Annotated in this window: 17 protein-coding genes and 2 pseudogenes; 8 read left to right on the forward strand and 11 right to left on the reverse strand. The window is 64.0% G+C overall.

The window, feature by feature from the left end; all coding sequences use genetic code 11:
- Positions 1-127: 127 nt before the first annotated feature.
- Entirely contained in the window at positions 128-883 is a 756-nt protein-coding gene (locus E4P29_RS16015; protein WP_135046209.1) for an alpha/beta hydrolase, read from the forward strand.
- 9 nt (positions 884-892) lie between these two features.
- Here the strand turns inward: E4P29_RS16015 and E4P29_RS16020 are convergent, their stop codons facing one another.
- A complete protein-coding gene (locus E4P29_RS16020; protein WP_135046210.1) occupies positions 893-2,179 on the reverse strand; it encodes a competence/damage-inducible protein A in 1,287 nt (428 codons plus the stop codon).
- Positions 2,180-2,319: 140 nt separating this feature from the next.
- Between E4P29_RS16020 and E4P29_RS16025 the strand changes: the two genes are divergently transcribed.
- Positions 2,320-2,727 carry a DoxX family protein gene (locus E4P29_RS16025; protein ID WP_135046211.1) on the forward strand — a complete coding sequence of 136 codons (408 nt, stop codon included), beginning with the start codon at positions 2,320-2,322 and terminating at the stop codon, positions 2,725-2,727.
- A 24-nt stretch (positions 2,728-2,751) separates the two neighbouring features.
- Here E4P29_RS16025 and E4P29_RS16030 read toward each other — a convergent pair whose 3' ends face one another.
- Complete coding sequence (locus E4P29_RS16030) at positions 2,752-3,555, reverse strand: DUF4239 domain-containing protein (protein WP_135046212.1); 804 nt, start codon at positions 3,553-3,555, stop codon at positions 2,752-2,754.
- 212 nt (positions 3,556-3,767) lie between these two features.
- Between E4P29_RS16030 and E4P29_RS16035 the strand changes: the two genes are divergently transcribed.
- On the forward strand, positions 3,768-4,757 hold the full coding sequence (locus tag E4P29_RS16035) for a tripartite tricarboxylate transporter substrate-binding protein (protein WP_135046213.1): 990 nt from the start codon (positions 3,768-3,770) through the stop codon (positions 4,755-4,757).
- Positions 4,758-4,778: 21 nt separating this feature from the next.
- Here E4P29_RS16035 and E4P29_RS16040 read toward each other — a convergent pair whose 3' ends face one another.
- From E4P29_RS16040 to E4P29_RS16060, 5 genes and pseudogenes are all read right to left on the reverse strand, one after another.
- The gene (locus E4P29_RS16040) at positions 4,779-6,266 is read right to left on the reverse strand and encodes an FAD-dependent oxidoreductase (protein WP_135046214.1); all 1,488 of its coding nucleotides are present in this window, start codon (positions 6,264-6,266) and stop codon (positions 4,779-4,781) included.
- Between the two features lie 61 nt (positions 6,267-6,327).
- Positions 6,328-7,443: a GGDEF domain-containing protein gene (locus E4P29_RS16045; protein ID WP_135046215.1), complete on the reverse strand. Its 1,116-nt coding sequence runs from the start codon at positions 7,441-7,443 to the stop codon at positions 6,328-6,330.
- Complete coding sequence (locus E4P29_RS16050) at positions 7,436-7,888, reverse strand: hypothetical protein (protein WP_167735510.1); 453 nt, start codon at positions 7,886-7,888, stop codon at positions 7,436-7,438. Before E4P29_RS16050 ends, E4P29_RS16045 begins: the two co-directional genes overlap by 8 nt.
- Positions 7,885-8,961 (reverse strand): alpha/beta fold hydrolase, encoded by a 1,077-nt coding sequence (locus tag E4P29_RS16055; RefSeq protein ID WP_135046217.1) that lies wholly within the window; start codon positions 8,959-8,961, stop codon positions 7,885-7,887. Before E4P29_RS16055 ends, E4P29_RS16050 begins: the two co-directional genes overlap by 4 nt.
- 45 nt (positions 8,962-9,006) lie before the next feature.
- Positions 9,007-9,802 (reverse strand): annotated as a pseudogene (locus E4P29_RS16060) (SDR family oxidoreductase).
- Positions 9,803-9,881: 79 nt separating this feature from the next.
- On the opposite strand from E4P29_RS16060, the gene E4P29_RS16065 reads away from it, so the two are divergent.
- The gene (locus E4P29_RS16065; RefSeq protein ID WP_135046218.1) at positions 9,882-10,448 is read left to right on the forward strand and encodes a TetR/AcrR family transcriptional regulator; all 567 of its coding nucleotides are present in this window, start codon (positions 9,882-9,884) and stop codon (positions 10,446-10,448) included.
- Between the two features lie 25 nt (positions 10,449-10,473).
- On the opposite strand, the gene E4P29_RS16070 is transcribed toward E4P29_RS16065, so the two are convergent.
- From E4P29_RS16070 to E4P29_RS16080, 3 genes and pseudogenes are all read right to left on the reverse strand, one after another.
- Entirely contained in the window at positions 10,474-10,947 is a 474-nt protein-coding gene (locus tag E4P29_RS16070) for a hypothetical protein (protein WP_135046219.1), read from the reverse strand.
- 478 nt (positions 10,948-11,425) lie between these two features.
- A pseudogene (locus E4P29_RS16075) lies at positions 11,426-12,823 on the reverse strand (LLM class flavin-dependent oxidoreductase); the annotation flags it as partial.
- 69 nt (positions 12,824-12,892) lie between these two features.
- Entirely contained in the window at positions 12,893-13,180 is a 288-nt protein-coding gene (locus E4P29_RS16080; RefSeq protein ID WP_135046221.1) for a hypothetical protein, read from the reverse strand.
- A 173-nt stretch (positions 13,181-13,353) separates the two neighbouring features.
- On the opposite strand from E4P29_RS16080, the gene E4P29_RS16085 reads away from it, so the two are divergent.
- From E4P29_RS16085 to E4P29_RS16100, 4 genes are all read left to right on the forward strand, one after another.
- Positions 13,354-14,013, forward strand: coding sequence for a response regulator transcription factor (locus E4P29_RS16085; protein WP_032368848.1), 660 nt, complete (start codon positions 13,354-13,356; stop codon positions 14,011-14,013).
- A 1-nt stretch (position 14,014) separates the two neighbouring features.
- A complete protein-coding gene (locus tag E4P29_RS16090) occupies positions 14,015-15,430 on the forward strand; it encodes a HAMP domain-containing sensor histidine kinase (protein ID WP_245154358.1) in 1,416 nt (471 codons plus the stop codon).
- A 123-nt stretch (positions 15,431-15,553) separates the two neighbouring features.
- On the forward strand, positions 15,554-16,918 hold the full coding sequence (locus tag E4P29_RS16095; protein WP_135046222.1) for an MFS transporter: 1,365 nt from the start codon (positions 15,554-15,556) through the stop codon (positions 16,916-16,918).
- A 25-nt stretch (positions 16,919-16,943) separates the two neighbouring features.
- Entirely contained in the window at positions 16,944-17,882 is a 939-nt protein-coding gene (locus tag E4P29_RS16100) for a TAXI family TRAP transporter solute-binding subunit (RefSeq protein ID WP_135046223.1), read from the forward strand.
- 18 nt (positions 17,883-17,900) lie between these two features.
- On the opposite strand, the gene araA is transcribed toward E4P29_RS16100, so the two are convergent.
- Positions 17,901-19,385: an L-arabinose isomerase gene (araA, locus tag E4P29_RS16105; protein ID WP_135046224.1), complete on the reverse strand. Its 1,485-nt coding sequence runs from the start codon at positions 19,383-19,385 to the stop codon at positions 17,901-17,903.
- Positions 19,386-19,409: the final 24 nt, after the last annotated feature.

Genomic DNA, 19,409 nt, shown 5'->3' on the forward strand with positions numbered 1-19,409 from the left:
GCGCCGCGATCGCTACGAGTGCACGGAATCCGGCGTCCGGGTGACGTAGCCTGTCGGGCTCAGGCAGTTCACGGGTGTTCGGACGACAGCGCCCACCGATGTGCCACCGTAGGAAAGGAGAAGAACGATGAGCATAAAACCTCCACTTCTGCTGCTGCACGGAGTGACGATGTCGGCTCGAGCGTGGGAGACCGTTGCACCGTTGCTGGAGAGGAACTACGACCTCGTCGTCCCGACCGCAGCGGGCCACCGCGGTGGACGTCGACTCGAGCACGCAAGCATCGGCGCTTTGACCGATGTGACAGAGCAGCTGCTCGATGATCGTGGTCTGGACACCGTGCACATCGCGGGCAATTCGATGGGAGGGTGGATGGGCATCGAGCTCGCTCGCAGAGGCCGGGCCCGTTCGGTGTGCGCGCTCTCGCCCGCCGGTTTCTGGGAGCCCGACGCCGATCCGGGTAAGAGTCGGGCGACGTTGATCCGAACCAAGAAGCTGGCCGACGTCACCAGCTCACTGATGCCGCCGCTGATGCGGTTCGGGTTCGTCCGCCAGCTCGCCATGCGTGATATTGCGTTGCGCGGCAAGCAGATGACGCACCAGCAGGCCGCCGGCTCGTTCGAAGACCTCGTCGGTTGCGATGCGGCTCACGACCTACTGAACACCCGCGAGAGCGTGGCACCGTTCACCGAGATGCCGTGCCCTGTCACCGTGGCGTGGTCGAGTGAAGACCGCATCTTCCCGCCCGAACATTTCGTCCCAGCGGCCCGTCAGCGGCTACCGGGGGCGCATTTCGTCACGCTGGCAGATGTCGGACATGTGCCGATGATCGACAATGCGGCACTGGTGGCGAAGACGATCGAGCAGTCCATCGTCGGTTGTTGACAACAAGAATCAGATCGTCGGCTCCAGAGCATCGGCGAGCATGTGCATCGCTGCGGTGGTGGAAAGCGAACGCACGCTTGCCCTGTCACCGGGCAGTCGAAGTGTCCGGGTAAAGGTCGGCTGATCGCGGACGGCAATTGCGAAGCACACGGTGCCGACGGGTTTGAGTTCGGTGCCACCGCCGGGGCCGGCGATGCCACTGGTCGAGACAGCGATGTCGACGCCCACCCGGTTCAACGCGCCTTCCGCCATCAGCGCAGCCACCGGTTCGCTCACGGCTCCGTGCCGGTCGATGACCTCGGCCGGAACACCGAGAAGTTCTGTCTTCGCCTCGTTTGCGTACGAGACCACCGCGCCGATCACATATGCCGACGACCCGGCCCGGTCGGTGAGACGCGCAGCGATCATGCCGCCCGTGCACGATTCCGCAGTTGCGATGCGACGGCCCGCCAAACGACTCGCCACGATGTCGTCGATAGTGGAACCGTCGGTCGAAAAGACTTGTGAGCCATAGTGTTCGTCGATGAGTGCTGCGACGTCGGAGTATGCGGCCGCCGCTGATTCTGCATAGCGCGTCACCATTTCGAGTTCACCGAGGCGGAGGCAGGTGGTGATCTCGAGGTCGCTGAATCCCGCTACTTCGCGCTCTGCTGTTCGTAAGGTCGCTGCGAGGTCTGCCTCCGACAGACCGTATGCGCGGATGGTGTCCTGACGGACGGCCGTGCTGCGAGCCAACACCCGCGCGACCGGCGCTGTGTGCACAGCTTCGGGCCACATGGCCTGTAGCTCGCGCGGTGGGCCCGGCAGGATCAGAACGACAGGCAGCATCCCGGAGTCACTCGCGGGTATCGCGACGCCGGGTGCAGTTCCGGTCGGTGAAATGGACTGTGCGCCTTCTGGAACCAAGGCCTGCTTGCGGATGCCCGCGAGAAGGGGCTCCGAATCGGGCGAGGAACTCAGGCGGCTCCGCCACCGCTGAACGATAGTGTTGATGCGCTCCTCGAGTTCGACGTCGAGCCGAAGTTCTCGACCGTACAACGCGGCCACGGTTGCGACCGTGAGATCGTCGGCGGTCGGCCCCAACCCGCCAGTGGTGACGATGAGATCCATACGCTGATCGGCGAGAAAGCGAAGTTGTGCGGTGAGATCATCGGGCCGATCTCCGCACACGGTGATGTGAGCGACGTCGACGCCCAGTTCCAAGAGCTGTTGGGCTACCCATGGGCCGTTCCTGTCGGAGACCCGACCCGAAAGAACCTCGGTTCCCGTGACCACAACACCTGCTCGCACTGACATCCTTCGACTTTACTGTCCCCGGGTTCGAGTGGACCCGCGACGGTGGTTCGGTCGACACCGAATCCGGGGCCGCGGTGAGTTTCCGCACCGACGGCAGTCGATACCGGCGACACCGTGCATCTCGAACATCGGAGAACATCATGACCACGACGACCACATCTGCAACCACATCACGCAACGCAGCGCGAGTCGGCTGGGTCCTCACCGGCCTGCTGGCGTTGTTTCTGATCTTCGACAGCGTCGGCAAACTGCTGAATGTGCAGCAGGTGAAAGACGCGACGGTGGAGTTGGGGTTGCGCGACGAGATGACGCCCGTCATCGGCGTCGTACTTCTGGTGTGCTTGGTTCTGTACCTGGTGCCGCGCACCGCATTCCTGGGTGCAGTTCTCCTGACCGGCTATCTCGGTGGTGCCGTTCTCACCAACTGGCGGGTCGACAAGCCGCTCTTCAGCACAGTCCTGTTCGCGGTCTACGTCGGGATTCTCGCGTGGGGTGCGCTGTACCTACGGGATCCGAAGGTGCGTCAGGTCATGCCGATCGTGCGGTAGTCAGACGCGGGCGGGCAGTTCTACTCAGGTCGGGTTGCCCGAGTCGTCGCACGGAACCGGATGACCGTCGTCGATGAACTGCAACGTCACGCTCATTTCGGTGGGTTGAATACTCCCCGACCAATCCGAGTAGGGGTGGTCGAGAAACGCGACCACAACCAGGGCGGAGGCCACGAGCGCCGACACGAACGCGATCGGAACAGCTTGTACGACGGCGGATTCACGACGATCCGCTTGAACGCACATGTACGAGAGAATTGCCGACGCCCCGATTCCCAGCACGATCCACAACGGAAAAGGAACCGACGGTGTTGCTTCGGCCAGCCGATCGCGGCGGCCGTCGCGGCGCTCGGCCTGCTGGTCGAACCACTGTCCGTATGCCGCTTCCTGCGACGAACCCTGCGGTGTGGTGGCAGCGAAATCTTCGGCCATGGTGTCGACCCAGTGATTGACCGCCGGTGACGTTTCACTTCGCGACATTGCGGACCACTCGTCCGAGACGACCGCGCGGCCGTAGCAGATGAGGCCGCCGTGCAACCGTTCGCCGTCGTGTCCCTCGAGGACGTCGGCCACATTGTGCAATTCGGTCACGGCAACAGCCTCGACGCTGGCTCCGTTGCTCGCGCGTTGATAACTCTGCAGCGCAAAGAAGATGGTGAAAGCCAACAGCACGGAGAACATCGTGCCGATCACCGTCAACGCGCCGGCCGCCCGAGTGCTGTCGATGAACCAACCGGGGTCCGGTGCCCGGGTACGCGCAGCAAGTTTGGCGGTCACGGCCACGACCACGACGAGGACGACGATCAGACCCAGAATCCAGCTCGACACTGGGCAACTCTAGGTGAGTCCGCGACACCGCGACGGATATTCGCATACTCGTCGTGCGTGGGAAACGGCAGCTGTCCGAACACCAATCTGCTCCGCCACCTGCCGCCGCATCCTAGAGTTGGGCTCCAGCGCGCGAGACCGGCCGACCGAACGCCAGAAATGATGCACAGCAGCCAGTCCCGATCACGTCGACCGAGGAGTCGTATCATTCGATGAAGAAGTCCGTATTCGGCGTGATGATCGCTACCGCCCTCCTGATGACCGGATGTACCGATTCCGGACCCGACTCCGATGCCACACCCACATCCGAATCGGCCCCCTATCCCGATGGCCCCGTCACCATGACGGCTGGAGCCGATCCCGGCAGCGGCTTCGATCTCACCATCCGGTCGGTCGTCGATGCACTGCAGAAGGAGAAGATCGTCGAAACAGCTCTCCCGGTGCAGAATCGACCCGGCGGCAGTGGAGTCGACTATCTGGCCACGATGGTAGAAGACCACCGCGGCACAAACGATCAGCTTGCGGTGACATCGTTGTCGATGATGGTGAACCAGGTCAGCGGGCTGTCCGAATACGGCTACGACGACGTCACGATGATCGCCCGCCTGATGTCCGAGTACTACGTCGTCGTGACGCGTCCGGGCGGTCCTCTCGCCGACCTCTCTTCAGTCATCGCGGCAATAGCGTCCGACCCGTCGCGCGTGGTGGTCGGTGCGGCGCACGACGACGAGTTGCCGTTCGGCCTCCTGGTCTCGGCAGGCGGAGGCGACCCGTCCGAGGTCCGGTACGTCACCCAGGAGGGTGGCCGCGCACAGAGCACGGCACTTCTGGGTGGCGAGATCGACGTGGCCATCGGCGGTGTCAGCGAATTCGTCGACGAGCTGTCGTCCGGAAACCTCACGGGGATCGGAATTCTTGCCGATACTCGTATCCCCGGTCTCGACATTCCGACGGCGAGGGAGCTGGGATTGGATGTGACACTGTCTAATTGGCGGGGAATCTACGGGCCCCCGGATATGCCGACCGACGCCGTCGAGTACTGGCAGACCGCGCTGGGCACGATGGTGGAGACACCCACCTGGAAGCAGATCGCAGAGCGCAGCAAGTTCACGACGACGTTCATGATCGGCGACGAGTTCGACAAATTCCTGGCCGATACCCAGAAGGATGTGGAGACCGGACTGCAACAGGCACCGCGCTGAACGAATCCGATCGTGTGTTGTTCAGGACATCGAATTCAGACCTGACGTGACAGGACCTTCCAACACGGAGCCGTCGGCAGCGAAGCGCGAACCGTGCAATGGGCAGTCCCAGGACTTCTCTGCGTCGTTCCACGCCACGATGCCGCCGAGGTGCGGGCACACCGCAGACACCCGGTGGGTGACGCCGTCGACGGTGCAGACAGCCTTCGGTGTGATGCCGGGCTCGACGTGGCCCTGACCCTCGACCAGTGGGGTTTTCGAGCCCCCGGTGATCGGCTTCACCCATCCTTTCGTCATGTTCAGTCCCACATTGGCATTGATACGGATCGCGTCGACGATGCCGGTGAGTTGGCGAAGATTCCAGCTGTCATACGCGCCGGCCCAGTCGGTTCGACCACCGAACGCCCGCTGGGCAAGGACGAGCGCGGATGCTGCGGCGTTCGTCATTCCCCATTTGTCGTAACCGGTGGCGACCCAGATGCGATCGTCGCCGGGCAGCAGTGGTCCGGCGTACGGCAGCGCGTCGATCGATCCGTAGTCCTGCGCAGACCATCTGTATCGTCGTCGGGCTCCGGGGAAATTCTCTTCGGTCCATTCGTTTAGGTCGTGCACCTGGGCCTGCGGAGAAGACTCGCGCCCGACGACGTGGTCGTTCCCGCCGATGAGGAGCAGATCGCCGGTCGGGGTCGGCGCATACCGGATGGACCGGCTGGGGGAGTCGGCCGAGAGGTACATCCCGCGTGGAACGTCGCCGTCGATCTCGTACGCGGCGGCGTACGACCGCATCGGTTCCATGCGAGCGAAGAATGCGCCACGGTCGAGAATGGGTGTGCCAGTGGCCAAGACGACCCGGGACCCGCGGAGTCGGCCCTGATCCGTCGTGACGTCGACGTGCCGAAGTCTCCGTCTCACACCGAGTGCTCGGGTGCCCTCGGTGATGTCCGCACCCGCGTTCGAGGCGTCCTCGGCCAAGGCGATGAGGGCGTCCATCGGATCGAATTGAGCTTGGTCGGGCACGGACACGGCACCGGCAATGTCGAAGGGAAGTTCGGTGCCGGTGCCGTAGGAGGCGTTCAACCCGGCACCGAGAGCGACGCGCAATTCGTCGCGAACGGCGGTGAGACCGGATTTGGTCGTGGCGTACGTGTACGCCGTCTCGCGTTGGACGGCAATGCCCCGCTCCGCGCAGTAGTCGAGCAGCCACTGCTGCCCAGCAGTGTTGCCCTGCACGTAGCGCCGCACCTGCTGCTGCGCATGTTTCGACGCTATGGACGACAGCTTCGTACCCTGCAGCACACTGATCTTGGCCGTCGTGTTTCCCGATGCGACAGCGCCGATCGTTCGGGCTTCGAGCACCGCGACGCGATCTCCGGCGCGAGCGAAAAGCAGGGCGGTGACCAAACCTGTGAGTCCGGCCCCGATGACCACGGTGTCGTACTTCTGTGCGAAATCGATGGCGCGGTAAGGCCGGCGGTCGGGTCGATCGAGCCAGAGCGAGTTGGGCGGCATACAACCGAGTTCCCGCCGTCGTCGTCGCGAAACCCGGGAAATATGGAAAGACGCGCCGTCGTCAGTGAGCGATGTCGTCCGGGGGACGCGCAAGAGCGACGCGATTGCGACCGTTGCGTTTCGCGCGATACAAAGCCTCGTCGGCGGCGGCGAGTGTTCGGTCGAACCTGGTGTGGGTGGAGCGTGGATCCACGTGTGGCAGTGCGGCACCGACGCTGACGGTGATCGGGATGTCGTCTGCGTCGTTGTGGACGGCGTGCCGAAGGCGCTCGGCGAACTCCCCGAGCGTCGGCGTCGGATCCGGGACGAGGACGACGAACTCGTCGCCGCCCAGTCGTGAGACCGTCGCGTATCGACCGGCGCTGATGGTCAATCGCATTGCCGTCAGCCTCAATACGACGTCGCCCGCGGAGTGGCCGTGGTGGTCGTTGACGGCTTTGAAGTGGTCGATATCGATCAGTACAAGAGCCGGGTGAACGGGGCCGTCAGCGGTGCCGACTGCTCCGGCTTCCAGGCCCCGCCGGTTCAAGACTCCGGTCAAAGGGTCGGTCATCGCGTCTGACAGATGAACCCGAGACGAGTGCAACACCGCTCGTGAGAACGCCGACAGCAGCGTGACCGCGCCGTTGATCACCATGATGGCCACCACGACTCGCAGGATGACCGATACGGAGTCGGTAGGGGTTGTCGCCAATGCCGACGCTCCGAGTACGAGCACGTACACAGTGCTCCATGCGACGTGAAACCAGAGCACCTTCGGCCGAGCGAAGTGCGCGGCGTACGCACCGACCAGTGCGAGAAGCATCGCACCTTGAAGCGCTGCAAGAGGATCAGAGTAGGTTGCCGTCCCCACGGTGACACCGAGTTCGCAATACACGACGAACCAGTTGTTGACGGGTGCGCGGCGAGACCACCGGTCCATTCCGAATTCGGCTTTGCTCATGATCCGGGCGACGGGAATGGTGCTGATGCACACGGCGTAGGTCAGTACGGTGCCGAGTCCTTGGGTGGGGCCGTCCTGCGTGAACGTGGTGCCGATGCCGAGTAACCCGAACAGCAGTGTCTGAACGACAACCCCCGTCCGCAGCAGCGGGTCGGGTGTCTCGTCTTTCGTACGCAGGCCGGCCGGCCTATCGGTGGCCGCAGGTCTTGCCTGCGATTCCCGATGTCTACCCACCGAGATCGTCTCGTGTCATGTCCGATCGCCAGCGCAGACTGGCGCGGACTGCCTCGCCGACGCTGTCGGTGAGGTCGGCGGCGAATTGCTCGGAATGGAGAATCGAAGGTGCTCGTTCCGGTATCGGCAACCGGTCCGTTTCGATTTTCGGTGAGTGCCCATCGATGCCCAACCGAAAGGCCCTGTCCGGAGTCATCCGAGTGGAGGGTAAGCGTTCGGCGCTCGGCGGAACCGCCGAGCAGTCGATGGTGAGCAGCAACCGATCCGGGCGCGCGAACGTCTGCTTGTCGGCAAGCGCGACATACAGTCCGTCGTTCGCCTCGGCTCGTGTCGCCAGTCGCGCGACGACCCGTCGAATGCGCTGCTGGCACTGCGTCCGGTCCGAGGAAACGACCAGTTCGGCACCCGGTACGGAAGACCGTGTTCTGCACGCCAACTGTGTCAAGGACGTCCACGTGGCGTCGTCGTTCTCACCGAAATATGTTCGCAACAGCCAAAGTTCGGAGCTGCTCGCGCCGTCGGGCATGGTGATCCAATCCGAGAACTGTGGGGTACACCGAACGTGCGGTCAGCGGAGGGGACAGCCCGGAGCTGCAGAGGCACTGTGTCGGCGAGGAAAGCCAGTTGATCTCGGATCACCGAGGAGAACAACGGCTCCACGTAGGGGTCGAAATGACCGCCTACGTAGGTGCGAACCGTCGCACCGCGAACTTTCGCCGCGGCGCGTTGCGCGACGGACGCCGGGGTCACCGTGTCTTCGGACACAATCTGCACCAGAGTGGGGCAGTCGATCCGCGACATCGTCTTTCCGGGGGAGTAGCGCCAGATCTTCAGAAGGATTCGTGCAGCGACGGTTTCGGGGTAGTCGCCGTCGGACAGTCCGGACTCGAGGACTAGACGGTCACGCCCCTTCATCGCGTCGGGCGAGACCATCACGGCGCGTTGGCCGGGTAGTCCTACGCTGTCGACGTAGCGCGGTGATCGCCCGAGGACAGCGCGGACACTGTCGGAGATGGCGGCCGGTGCCAGCCGCACAGCTTGTCGCAACCCGGTTGCACGAACAGCGGCAATGCCGTCGATGTGGGGAACCTGGGCGATGACGGCTGCGAATCGAACCCCGTTGCTCGCCAACGTCAATACGTGCCCACCGGCGAACGACGTCCCCCACGCGACGACCCGATTGTCGTCGACTCCGTTCAACGAGCGCGCGAAGTCGACTGCGTTTCGCCAGTCGGTGAGCTGTTCGTTCACGTTCAACAGCTGGCGCGGTTCGCCCTCGCTGTCCCCGAAGAACCGGTAGTCGAAGACGCACACCACGTAACCGGCGGCGACGAAACGCTCCGCGTAGGCGTACAGGCGCATGGCTCGGGGACTGCCGAACCCGTGGGCCATGACAATCACCGGCAGACGGTCGGAGGCCGGGCTGCGTGGCCGGAAAACCGTAGTAGCGCAACGAACTCCGTTCGAGTGAAATGACGTCTCGGTACGGGTGAAACCGGTGTGGTCGTCGGTGATCATGCGATCGTTCCTCTGTTCCGCAAAGACTGTATGGATCGAAACTCGTTACTTGAAGGGATTGAGTGTCCTGCCGAGGTAGTACCCGATACGTGTCGGAATCGGTTTGGCTGCAACAGCAGTCGCTTTGTTGACCAACCCAGGCACGCACACCGGAGTGCCGTTTTCGACCGCGCGCCATCCCTCGCGAACGACGTCTTCGGGGTTCTGCCACAGGATCGAGGGGAGCTTGGAAGTGGCCGCCTCCCTGGTTCCCATGACGTCGTGGAACTCGCTGTGCGTGAAGCCCGGGCAGAGCGCGGTGACGTGAATGCCGTGGGGACGCAGCTCCATGTCGAGTGACTGCGACATGTCGAGTACGTAGGACTTGATGCCGGTGTACAGCAGGCTGGCCGCGGGGGGAAGCAGGGCCGCCAGCGAGGACAGGTTGACGATGCGACCGTATCCTCGCTCTTTCATGCCGGGGACAGTGAGGTGAGCGAGTTCGGTCACGGCGGTGACCATCACCTGTATCTCGGCGGCCAGCGACTCGAAGGGGGGCGTCCGCGAACTGCGAATTTCCGGACATTCCGGCGTTGTTGACGAGTATGTCGACTTCGACTCCCAGGGTCCGCGTACGTTCCATGATCGCGCGGGGCGCGTCGCGGTCGGCCAGGTCCGCGGCCACCACGTCGCACCGCACTCCATGGCGAGCGGTGAGCTCGTCTGCCAGTGCAGTCAACCGATCCTCGCGACGAGCGACCAGAACGAGGTTGTGTCCCTCGGCGGCGAGGTGACGGGCGAAGGCCGCGCCGATTCCCGCGGATGCGCCGGTGATCAGGGCTGTGCGTCCGGAACTGGGCATCTCTCGGGCCTCCATCTCTTGAACGGTCATCAAGAACGGTATCAGTGTCTTGAATGGCATTCAAGATAGACTTTGGGGCATGCCCAAGAACCGCGGACTGCACGACAGGGAGACCAAGCGAGACGACATCGTCGCGGCTGCCCGTGAGATGTTCGTGTCCGACGGTTTCGACCGCGCATCGATCAGCCGGCTCGCCAAAGCTGTCGGGATCACCCCGAACACCGTGTACTGGTACTTCGACGACAAGGACGACATCCTGGTCGCAGTACTGACCGTCATCGCGGCCGAAGATGCGGCCGACTATCTGACCGTCGCGGATCGATCATTGGCCGACCGTTTGGTCTGGCTCGTGGAGCGGCTGCAGAGAGTGGGCCCTCTGGTGTCGACAGTGCACGACCGTGTCGCCAAGTCGGCTGCAATCGAGAACTGGCACAACGGTTTCCATTACTTTGCGGAATCGTTGTTCGCTGCTGATATCGAGAAGGCGGGACTGTCCGGGTCCGAAGCCGATGCGATGCTGCGGATCGGAACGTTCGTCGTGGAGGGGTTGCTGACGCACGCCCCGGCTCCGGAGGTCGTCCGTTCGGTGATCGATCGATTGGTCGCGACCATACCGCCTGTTTCTCGTACCAGCTCTACCGAATGACTTTGGTGCGCTGCGGATCTCGTGGTCAGTCGGTCAGCAGCCCGATCTCGGCAACAGTCAGGTCGGTCCGCGGGTCCCGCCACACGGCCGTTCCGTCGCGCACCACCGGCAGGAGCAGTCGCTTCTCCTGGATCGGCCACTGGATGAACGGGTAATAGCCTGCAAGTTCGCCCTGCACCGAGTCGGCAACGACGACCGTTGCCTCGGCGAGCGTGTCATCGATGTGCAACGCGCCGAACGAAAAGCCCCGGAACTGCTCGAGGGCGGGCGTCCGGTGATGCAGGGCGGGTTCGAGTCCGACATGGCAGTCCCCGGTTTCCATCAGTGCGATCGTCCATTCCGACCGCTCGATGTGCTCTTCGCTGCCGTGCTTGCGGCAGTACAGATCCCGCCCCACGGCACCGCACGCGTCGACGAGCTGAGTGGGTGCGCCGTGACCGGAGTCCGGGACGAACGGAAGGCGCCACTCCTCGACGCATTCGAAAGCCTGCCATTCCATCGCTTCAGGCTGGCATACGAGCGTGCTGGGGCGATACCGAATTATGTTCGGCCGCCCCGCAGACCCGCGGCCCAGAAACCCGGTGCTCCCCTTCGAAGAACAGTAGGTGAGATGAGCCGCTGACGTCCGTGGATCAGACCGTCAACAGGGATTTGACTGCGAGCAGGTCCACCTGACGGATGGTCGGCGGCTCGGCCAGAAGCTCCTGCTGACGTTCTCGAAGTGACTTCACGATGCTGCCGTGGAGGTGGTCCTGTCGGCCGTCCTCGTCGGGGAACGTGTCGTAGATCGCGAACGTGTTCTCGCTCAACTTGATTGCGTACCAGGTTGTGGTGCCCGGTTCGTCGAGCGCGTGGGCATGCATCTCGGTGAGCCAGTTTTCCAGGGCGTCTGCTGTGTCGGGCTTGGCCGTGAGGGTGACCAGGAGGCCGACATTGCGGGGTGCGACGCGAATGGTCGTCGGCGGGGCCGGGCGGGGACCTGTCGTCGCGGCGGGCCGAAAGGCTGCACCGGGATGGTCGTCGCGCAGACGCGGTTGCCCCAGTACCAATTCTCGCAGGGAGGTGGCCTCGGTGCGGTTGGTGTCGGGAATCAATCCGCGGCGACGGAGTTCTGGGGTGATCAATTCACCGAAGTCGCGGAACGTTTCGAAGTTGGTGACGCGCGCAATGTTGAAGCCGTCGACGTCGGCGATCTCGATCCACTCCTCGAAGTGATCGACGATCGTCTTCGGTGAGCCCACGATGCTGGCACTCATTCCGCCCACGCACAGCCACTCCGCCAGTTTGCGTGGTGTCCAGACCAATTCGCTGTCGACCCGAGTGAGCATGTCGCTGAACGCGCGGATGCCGTCGCCTCGGAACTGATCCAACGGCTTGTCGGGGTCGGCTCCCGAGAGATCGACCCCGGTCCAGCCGCCCCACAGTGCCAGAGCGGCGTCGACCTGAGCGTGCTTCTGAACCTGCAGCAGCTTCTCGTGCGCGAGTTCGTCGGTCTCGGCGACGATCGGAGTGAGCATCATGATGATCTTCAGGCTCCGCGGATCGCGTCCCTGCTCGGCGGCCAACATGCGGTACTGGTCGACGATGGGGCGAACATCGTGGGGGTTGACTCCGACGAGGAAGACGGCCTCGGCGTGCTTGGCAGCGAACTTGCGCCCCCGGGCCGACGCCCCGGCCTGGAACAGGAACGGCGTGCGTTGCGGGGACGGTTCGCCAAGATGCGCACCGGGAACGGTGAAGTACTTACCGGCATGGTCGATGTCGTGCACCTTGGACGGCTCGGTGTAGACGCCACGAGCGCGGTCGCGCACCACGGCGTCCTCTTCCCACGAGCCCTCCCACAGCTTGTAGCAGACCTCCATGAACTCGTCGGCGATCTCGTACCGTTCGTCGTGCGAGATCTGCTGCGTCAGGCCGAGATTGACTGCTGCGCTCTGCTGGTAGGACGTCACGACGTTCCACGCGACGCGGCCTTTGGTGAGGTGATCGAGTGTCGTCATGGTCTTGGCGAACTTGTACGGCAGTTCGTACGTGGACGAGACCGTCGCACCGTAACTCAGCGTCTTCGTCGCCGCGGCCATGGCCGAGATCGTCAACAGCGGATCGGCCACAGGAGCCTGCGCAGCGGTACGCAGTGCGGCGTCTCGGTTGCCGCCGTACACGTCGTAGAACCCCAGGACGTCGGCCAGGAAGAGGATGTCGAAACCTGCTGCTTCCAGCGTCTGCGCCAATTCCACCCAGTACTCGATATCGGTGTAGCGGTGGGTCTGGTCATCGGCGTCGGTCCACATGCCGGGGTTCTGGTGCACCACGCACGCCATGTCGAAAGCACTCAGTACCAGCTGCTTACGTGTGGTGTCGGGCCCTGCGTTCATGTTCGGCTCTTTCGATCAGCGGGTCGGAAAACTGGGGTGAACCTGCTGCTCATCGCAGGTCGGTCGACATCAGACCTTGGCGGCGAGCACATCGAACGACTGCACCGACGGCGCGTGCGCGAGCAGATCGTCGGACAGTCGGGTGAGCACCGGATGGCCGTCCTGGCCGAGGGGCACCTTGCTTTCGGACGAACCGAAGATTCCGAACTCGGTGTTGGTGATTCGATACGCGTACCACGTCGCGGTCTGCGGATCCCGCGCCACCGATCCGAGCGCTTCGCCCAGGATCGCGGCGACCTCGTCCTGCTTTCCCTCACGTGCGACCAGGTGGATCAGAGTTCCGTTGTTGAGCGCCATGCGGTGCGACTGTCCTCACTGTTGGGCGGACCGACGTCCACCACGAATCGAGCATCGTTACCGAAGCTAACCCGTCCCATTCCTCGCAGCGACGGTTCGAATCACCCTGATTCGAAGCCTGGCCAACGGGCACCGAGCGTGCGAGAGCGGATGGTGGCCTAATCTCGAGGTCGATGCGAATAGCGGTGGTGGAGGACGACGACGGCGTCGGCGACGCGTTGGTGGACGCGCTGACCGAGGTGGGGCACGACCCTGTCCGGATGCGCCGCGGTGCCGACCTGCTGCTCGGGTACCACGGCATGGGTGTCGTTCTCCTCGATCTCGGCCTGCCCGACATGGACGGCCTCGAGGCGCTTCGTAAGCTGCGAACCCTGAGTTCGGTGCCCGTGGTGGTACTGACCGCGCGGGACGACGAGCGGTCGGTGGTCCGAGCTCTGCGCGCGGGCGCGGACGACTACGTCGTCAAGCCCGCTCGGTTGGGGGAGTTGCACGCGAGGCTGGAAGTGGCGGCGCGGCGTCGGAGCGCCACGAGTGATGCGGCGGTGGATCGGCTCGAGTTGGGCGACGTGGTCGTCGATCTGGTCGGGCGCAGTGTCGAAGTCGACGGGCGCGACATCGGGCTGACCACCAAAGAGTTCGACCTGCTCGCGCATCTGGCGACTCGACGAGGTGAAGCGGTGAGCCGCGAACAGCTGATGGATGCGATCTGGGGCGATGCGTACGTGGCGATCTCACGATCGCTCGATGTGCACATGACGACGTTGCGTGCGAAGCTCGGCCGACCCGGGACCATCGCCACGATCCGCGGCTTCGGCTACCGCTGGGACAGCTGACGTGCGGCGCCGGGTTCTCGTGGTGCTGATGGTCTACTCCGCCGTCGTCGTTCTCGCGCTCTCGATTCCGCTGGGATTGTTGCTGGGTCGCGAACGCGCCCAACGATTCGGTGAGAATCGAGCTGCCGCTGCAACGTACTTCGCGGAACTGAGCTCCCGGGAGGACGAGTCGGGTGATTCTCGAATCCGAGAGTCGGTGCAGCGCTACGACGATCTGTACGGCGAGGGGATCGTGGTGGTCGACCGCACCGGAGCGGTGCGTGCAGCATCGGGTCTGGATACGACGCGCACGGACGTGCAACAGGCGGTGGCGGGTGCCTTGCGCAATCAACGCGGTGGCCTTCCGTCGAGTGTGACACCGTGGTCGCCGTCGTCGGTACTGGTGGCGGCACCGGTCGGTGGGGGAACGCAAGTCGACGGTGCCGTCGTGATCGCAGCCTCCACCGACGCGGCCCGCAGGGACGTCGCGGTCGGTTGGGCGGTGATCGCCGCCGGTGCACTGCTGATCCTGGCCACGGTGGCGCTGATCGCTGCTGCATTGTCGCGCTGGGTCGTTCGTCCACTGACGTCGTTGTCGGCGCGAGTCCAATCGTTCGGCGACGCCTTCCACGATCGCCGGCCACTCGACGACGCGCCACGTATCGAGTCGGACGCACACGTCGGTCCACCCGAGGTCCGAGCACTCTCGCGTGCGTTCGACGCAATGGCAGACGATGTGGAGAACGCGACCGCTGCGCAGCGTCGTCTGGTGGCCGACACCGCTCACGCATTGCGTAACCCGTTGGCGGCATTACGGATTCGACTGGACGTGTTGGGAATGCGGGTGCCCGAGTCGATGACCGAAGCGCACCAGCGAACGACACTGGAGGTCGATCGGCTCGACTCCGTCGTCGAGGATCTTCTGGTTCTCGCTGCTGCCGAGACGCCGGTTCTGCATCGCAAGACCGCGTGCGACGTGCTGTTCGTGCTCACCGACAGAGTCCGATTCTGGTCGAGCACACTGACAGTGGCCGGGTTGACCGTCCGTATCGCGGATCCCGACGCGGGAGCCGATCACACTGCTGCGGTGCCGGAGGAGGACCTGGTGCGCATGCTCGACGCGATCCTGAGCAACGCGACCAAGTATGCCGGTTCGGGAGCGAATGTCGACATCGATTGTCGAGTCGGCGACGATCACGTCGCGGTGTCGATCGCCGATACCGGCCCGGGTGTATCCGCTGCCGAATTGCCGATGATCGCAGACCGGTTCTTTCGGGCATCGAGTGCTCACGGGGCCGGAACGGGGCTCGGCCTGGCAATAGTCGCGGCCCTGATCGAGCGCGTGGGCGGGCGCCTCGAGGTCGACGCTTATCGACCGTCCGGTTTGATCGTCCGATTGTTGCTCCCACGTCACGGTTCGAGCGGCTCCCTGTCCTAAGGGAGTGTTAGGAAACTCGAAACAGCTTGGTTCTGGCTGTGCCGGGGGTCACAGTAGAAGGACTTCGGTTGCCGTCATGCGTTCGGCGACCCACCCGAAAGCTCTTTGTGGAAGGACCTGCCCATGGCCAACGAGGCCACTTCGACCGCTGGTTCGTCTCGTGCGAACCCGCCGGTCTCGTCTCCCGCAGCCACCCGTCGCGCCGTCTACAACACACTGCGTGGGTCGTCGGGCAATCTCGTCGAGTGGTACGACGTGTACGTCTACACCGTCTTCGCGACGTATTTCGAGAATCAGTTCTTCGATTCGGCGGACAAGAATTCGACCATCTACGTCTACGGGATCTTCGCGGTCACGTTCCTGATGCGTCCGGTCGGTTCGTGGTTCTTCGGACGCTACGCAGACCGCAACGGTCGCCGAGCCGCACTGACATTCAGCGTCTCGCTGATGGCGGCCTGCTCGATGGTCATTGCGTTCACCCCCGGCCGAGAGAGCATCGGTGTGTGGGCCGCAGTCATTCTGATCCTCTGCCGTCTGGTGCAGGGCTTCGCCACCGGTGGTGAGTACGGGGCATCGGCGACGTACATGTCCGAGGCCGCCACTCGTGAGCGTCGCGGATTCTTCTCCTCGTTCCAGTACGTCACGCTGATCGGCGGCCACGTTCTGGCGCAGGTCACGTTGCTGCTCATGCAGGTCTTCTTCGAGCGGGAGCAGATCGAGGACTTCGGTTGGCGCATAGCGTTCTTCATCGGTGGCGTCGCCGCGGTGGTCGTCTTCTGGCTGCGCCGCAGCATGGACGAGTCGTTGACCAAGGATCAGCTCGAGGCAGTTCGTAGCGGCGCCGACCAGGCGTCCGGATCTCTCAAGGAGTTGGTCGGCAAGCACTGGCGCGCTCTGGTGATCTGTTTCATGGTGACCGCCGGTGGCACCATCGCGTTCTACACCTACAGCGTCAACGCACCTTCGATGATCAAAGCAGCGTACGAAGACCGCGGAATGACCGGAACCTGGATCAACCTGTTCGGGCTGATCTTCCTGATGTTGCTCCAGCCCATCGGCGGGTTGATCAGCGACAAGGTCGGTCGCAAGCCGCTGCTCGTCTTCTTCGGCATCGGCGGCGTGCTCTACACCTACGTGCTCATCACGTACCTGCCGTCGGCGACGTCGGTGGTGCAGTCCTTGGCGCTGGTCTGCGTCGGCTACGTCATCCTCACCGGCTACACCTCGATCAACGCGATCGTCAAAGCCGAATTGTTCCCCTCGCACATCCGCGCATTGGGAGTCGGCCTCGGTTACGCGCTGGCGAACTCCGCGTTCGGCGGTACCGCTCCGTTGATCTACCAGGCAGCGAAGAACGGTGGGCACGTCGGGTGGTTCATTCTGTACGTGACCGTCGTCATCGGCATCTCGCTCCTGGTGTACATCTTCGTGCTGCGGAACAAGACCGAGACCGTCCTCGACAGGGAGCAGGGCAAGGCCTTCGCGTGACCCGTGACGACTTACAGTGAGTGACATGCTCCGGCCCGCTGCGTTGTTCTCACGAAGAACAGCTCTGCGGGCCGGTGTCGTTTCGCTGACCGCGGTGGTCATGGGAGCCTGCGCGTCGGACCCGCCGATGCAACTGCACCTGGCGGCGGGCGAGGTGGGCGGCTTCTTCTGGGAGTTCTCCGGCCTGTTGTCCGACGCGGCTGCCGGACTGTCGGAGGTCGAGGTCGTGCCGCTCACGACATCCGGGTCCCTCGACAACCTCGACGCGTTGATCTCCGGTCGCGCCGAACTGGCAATGACGCTGATCGACGCCGCATACAGCCACCCGAGTACCGACCTGGCGGCGGTCGGATGCGTCTACGAGAACTATTTCCAGGTTGCGGTGCGGGCCGATTCGACCATCGTGGCCGCGAGTGATCTGCGGGGCCGACGAGTGAGTACCGGCGCGCCCGGATCGGGGGCGACGGTTCTCTCGCATCGGATCCTCGACGCGGCCGGCGTCTCGGGACCGGATGCAGTTCGCGAAGTTCAATTGTCGATGAAGGCGGCAGCGACCGCGTTGTCCGACAACGAGATCGACGCGGTGATGTGGGCGGGTGGATTGCCGACCCCGGCCTTCGCCGACCCGCGCGCCGAGATCCGGTTGCTCGATCTGGGCAGTCTCGTTCCGAATTTGCGTCGTGCGTTCGGCACCGCGTACGAGGCGGTCCCGGTTCCGGCGAATGTGTACGGCTCGCACCCGGAGGTGACGACCGTCGGGATCCCGAATCTGCTGTTGGCCCACCCCGATGTGCCGAACCGAGTTGTCGCCGCACTGGTGAGCGTTCTACTCGACCGATCGTCGGCGCTGGTCCCAGGGCAAGCGATCGGCAGCCAATTTCTCGACGCACGCTCGCTGGTCATGACGGGCGGTATTCCTCTGCACCCCGGGGCCGAAGAGGAATACCGCGCTCGACACGGTTAGACGGCGGGCACTACCAGCTCACAACCTCGCTGCGAGTCGGTGGTACGCCGCGTTCCATCGGAGAGTCTGCTGGAACCCACGCGTCGTGGTGCCGGAATCGATGGCGAGCAGCTCGACACCGATCATGTCCGAGAACGCCTCCAGCACAGGCAAACCGATGGCGGTGCTCAACACCGTGTGGTGGGGTGCGCCTGCAGTCAACCACGATTCGGCCGACACCGACAGTGAGGGCTGCGGTTCCCACACTGCGCATGCCACGGGTAGTTTCGGAAGCGCCTCGTCGGGCTCGACCACATCGATCACGTTGGCCGTCAATCGGAATCGCTCACCGACGTCGGACAGTCCGACGACGACACCGTGCCCCGGATCGGCAGTGAATCGCAGCCGCACCGGATCCTCACGTCCGCCGATCGAGAGTGGATGAATTTCCAGTGTGGGGCGAGACGTCGTGATGGACGGGCACACCTCCAGCATGTGTGCGCCGAGGATCTTCTCCTCACCGGGGACGAGGTGGTAGGTGTAGTCCTCCATGAAGGACGTACCGCCCTCCAGTCCCTCGGCCATGACCTTCATGCCCCGCAACAACATCGACGTCTTCCAGTCGCCCTCGCCGCCGAAGCCGTAACCGTCCGCCATCAGTCGCTGCACCGCCAATCCCGGCAACTGACGCAGCCCCCCGAGGTCTTCGAAGTTGGTGGTGAACGCCTTGAACCCACCGTCGGTGAGGAACTGCCGCAGTCCCGCTTCGACGCGTGCGCCGTAGCGGAGAGAGTCGTGACGATCCCCGTCCTTGTCGAGGCTCGGTGCGATGTCGTAGAGCGACCGATACTCGTCGACGAGTTCCGAGACAGCCGACTCGCTGACGCTGTCGACCACGTCCACGAGATCGTTGACGCCATAGGTGTTCACGGAGACGCCGAAGCGCAGCTGCGCCTCCACCTTGTCGCCCTCGGTGACCGCGACGTCGCGCATGTTGTCGCCGAAGCGGGCGAGTCGTAGCGATCGCAATTCTGCCCGGCCGAGTGCCGCGCGCGCCCACTGCTCGGCCCGCGTCCGTACCGATGGATTGTCGACGTGGCCCGCGACGGTGGTGCGCAGTACGCCGACCCTGGACTCGATGTGCCCGAACTCGCGGTCACCGTGCGCAGCCTGGTTCAGATTCATGAACTCCATGTCGATCGTGGACCAGGGCAGCGACATTCCGGCCTGCGTGTGCAGGTGCAGCAGCGGAACATCCAGTGCATCCAGGCCCGCGATCCACATCTTGGCCGGCGAGAAGGTGTGCATCCAGGTGACGACGCCGATGCAGTCGTCGGCGGCGTTGGCCTCGCGCATGCACCGCAGGATCGCGGACGCGTCGAGCAGCACCGGCTTCCAGACGACGGATACCGGCAGTGCGCCGTCGAGTTTGTCTGCGATCTCCCGTGACTGGACTGCCACCTGCTCGAGCGTCTCGGGGCCGTAGAGGCCTTGGCTGCCGGTGAGAAACCATACTTCGGACATGGAGAATGTGCCTTCCGTGGAAAA

Origin of the sequence: Rhodococcus sp. 1R11 (genome assembly GCF_004563845.1) — a bacterium.
In the GTDB taxonomy this organism is placed as follows: Bacteria; Actinomycetota; Actinomycetes; order Mycobacteriales; family Mycobacteriaceae; genus Rhodococcoides.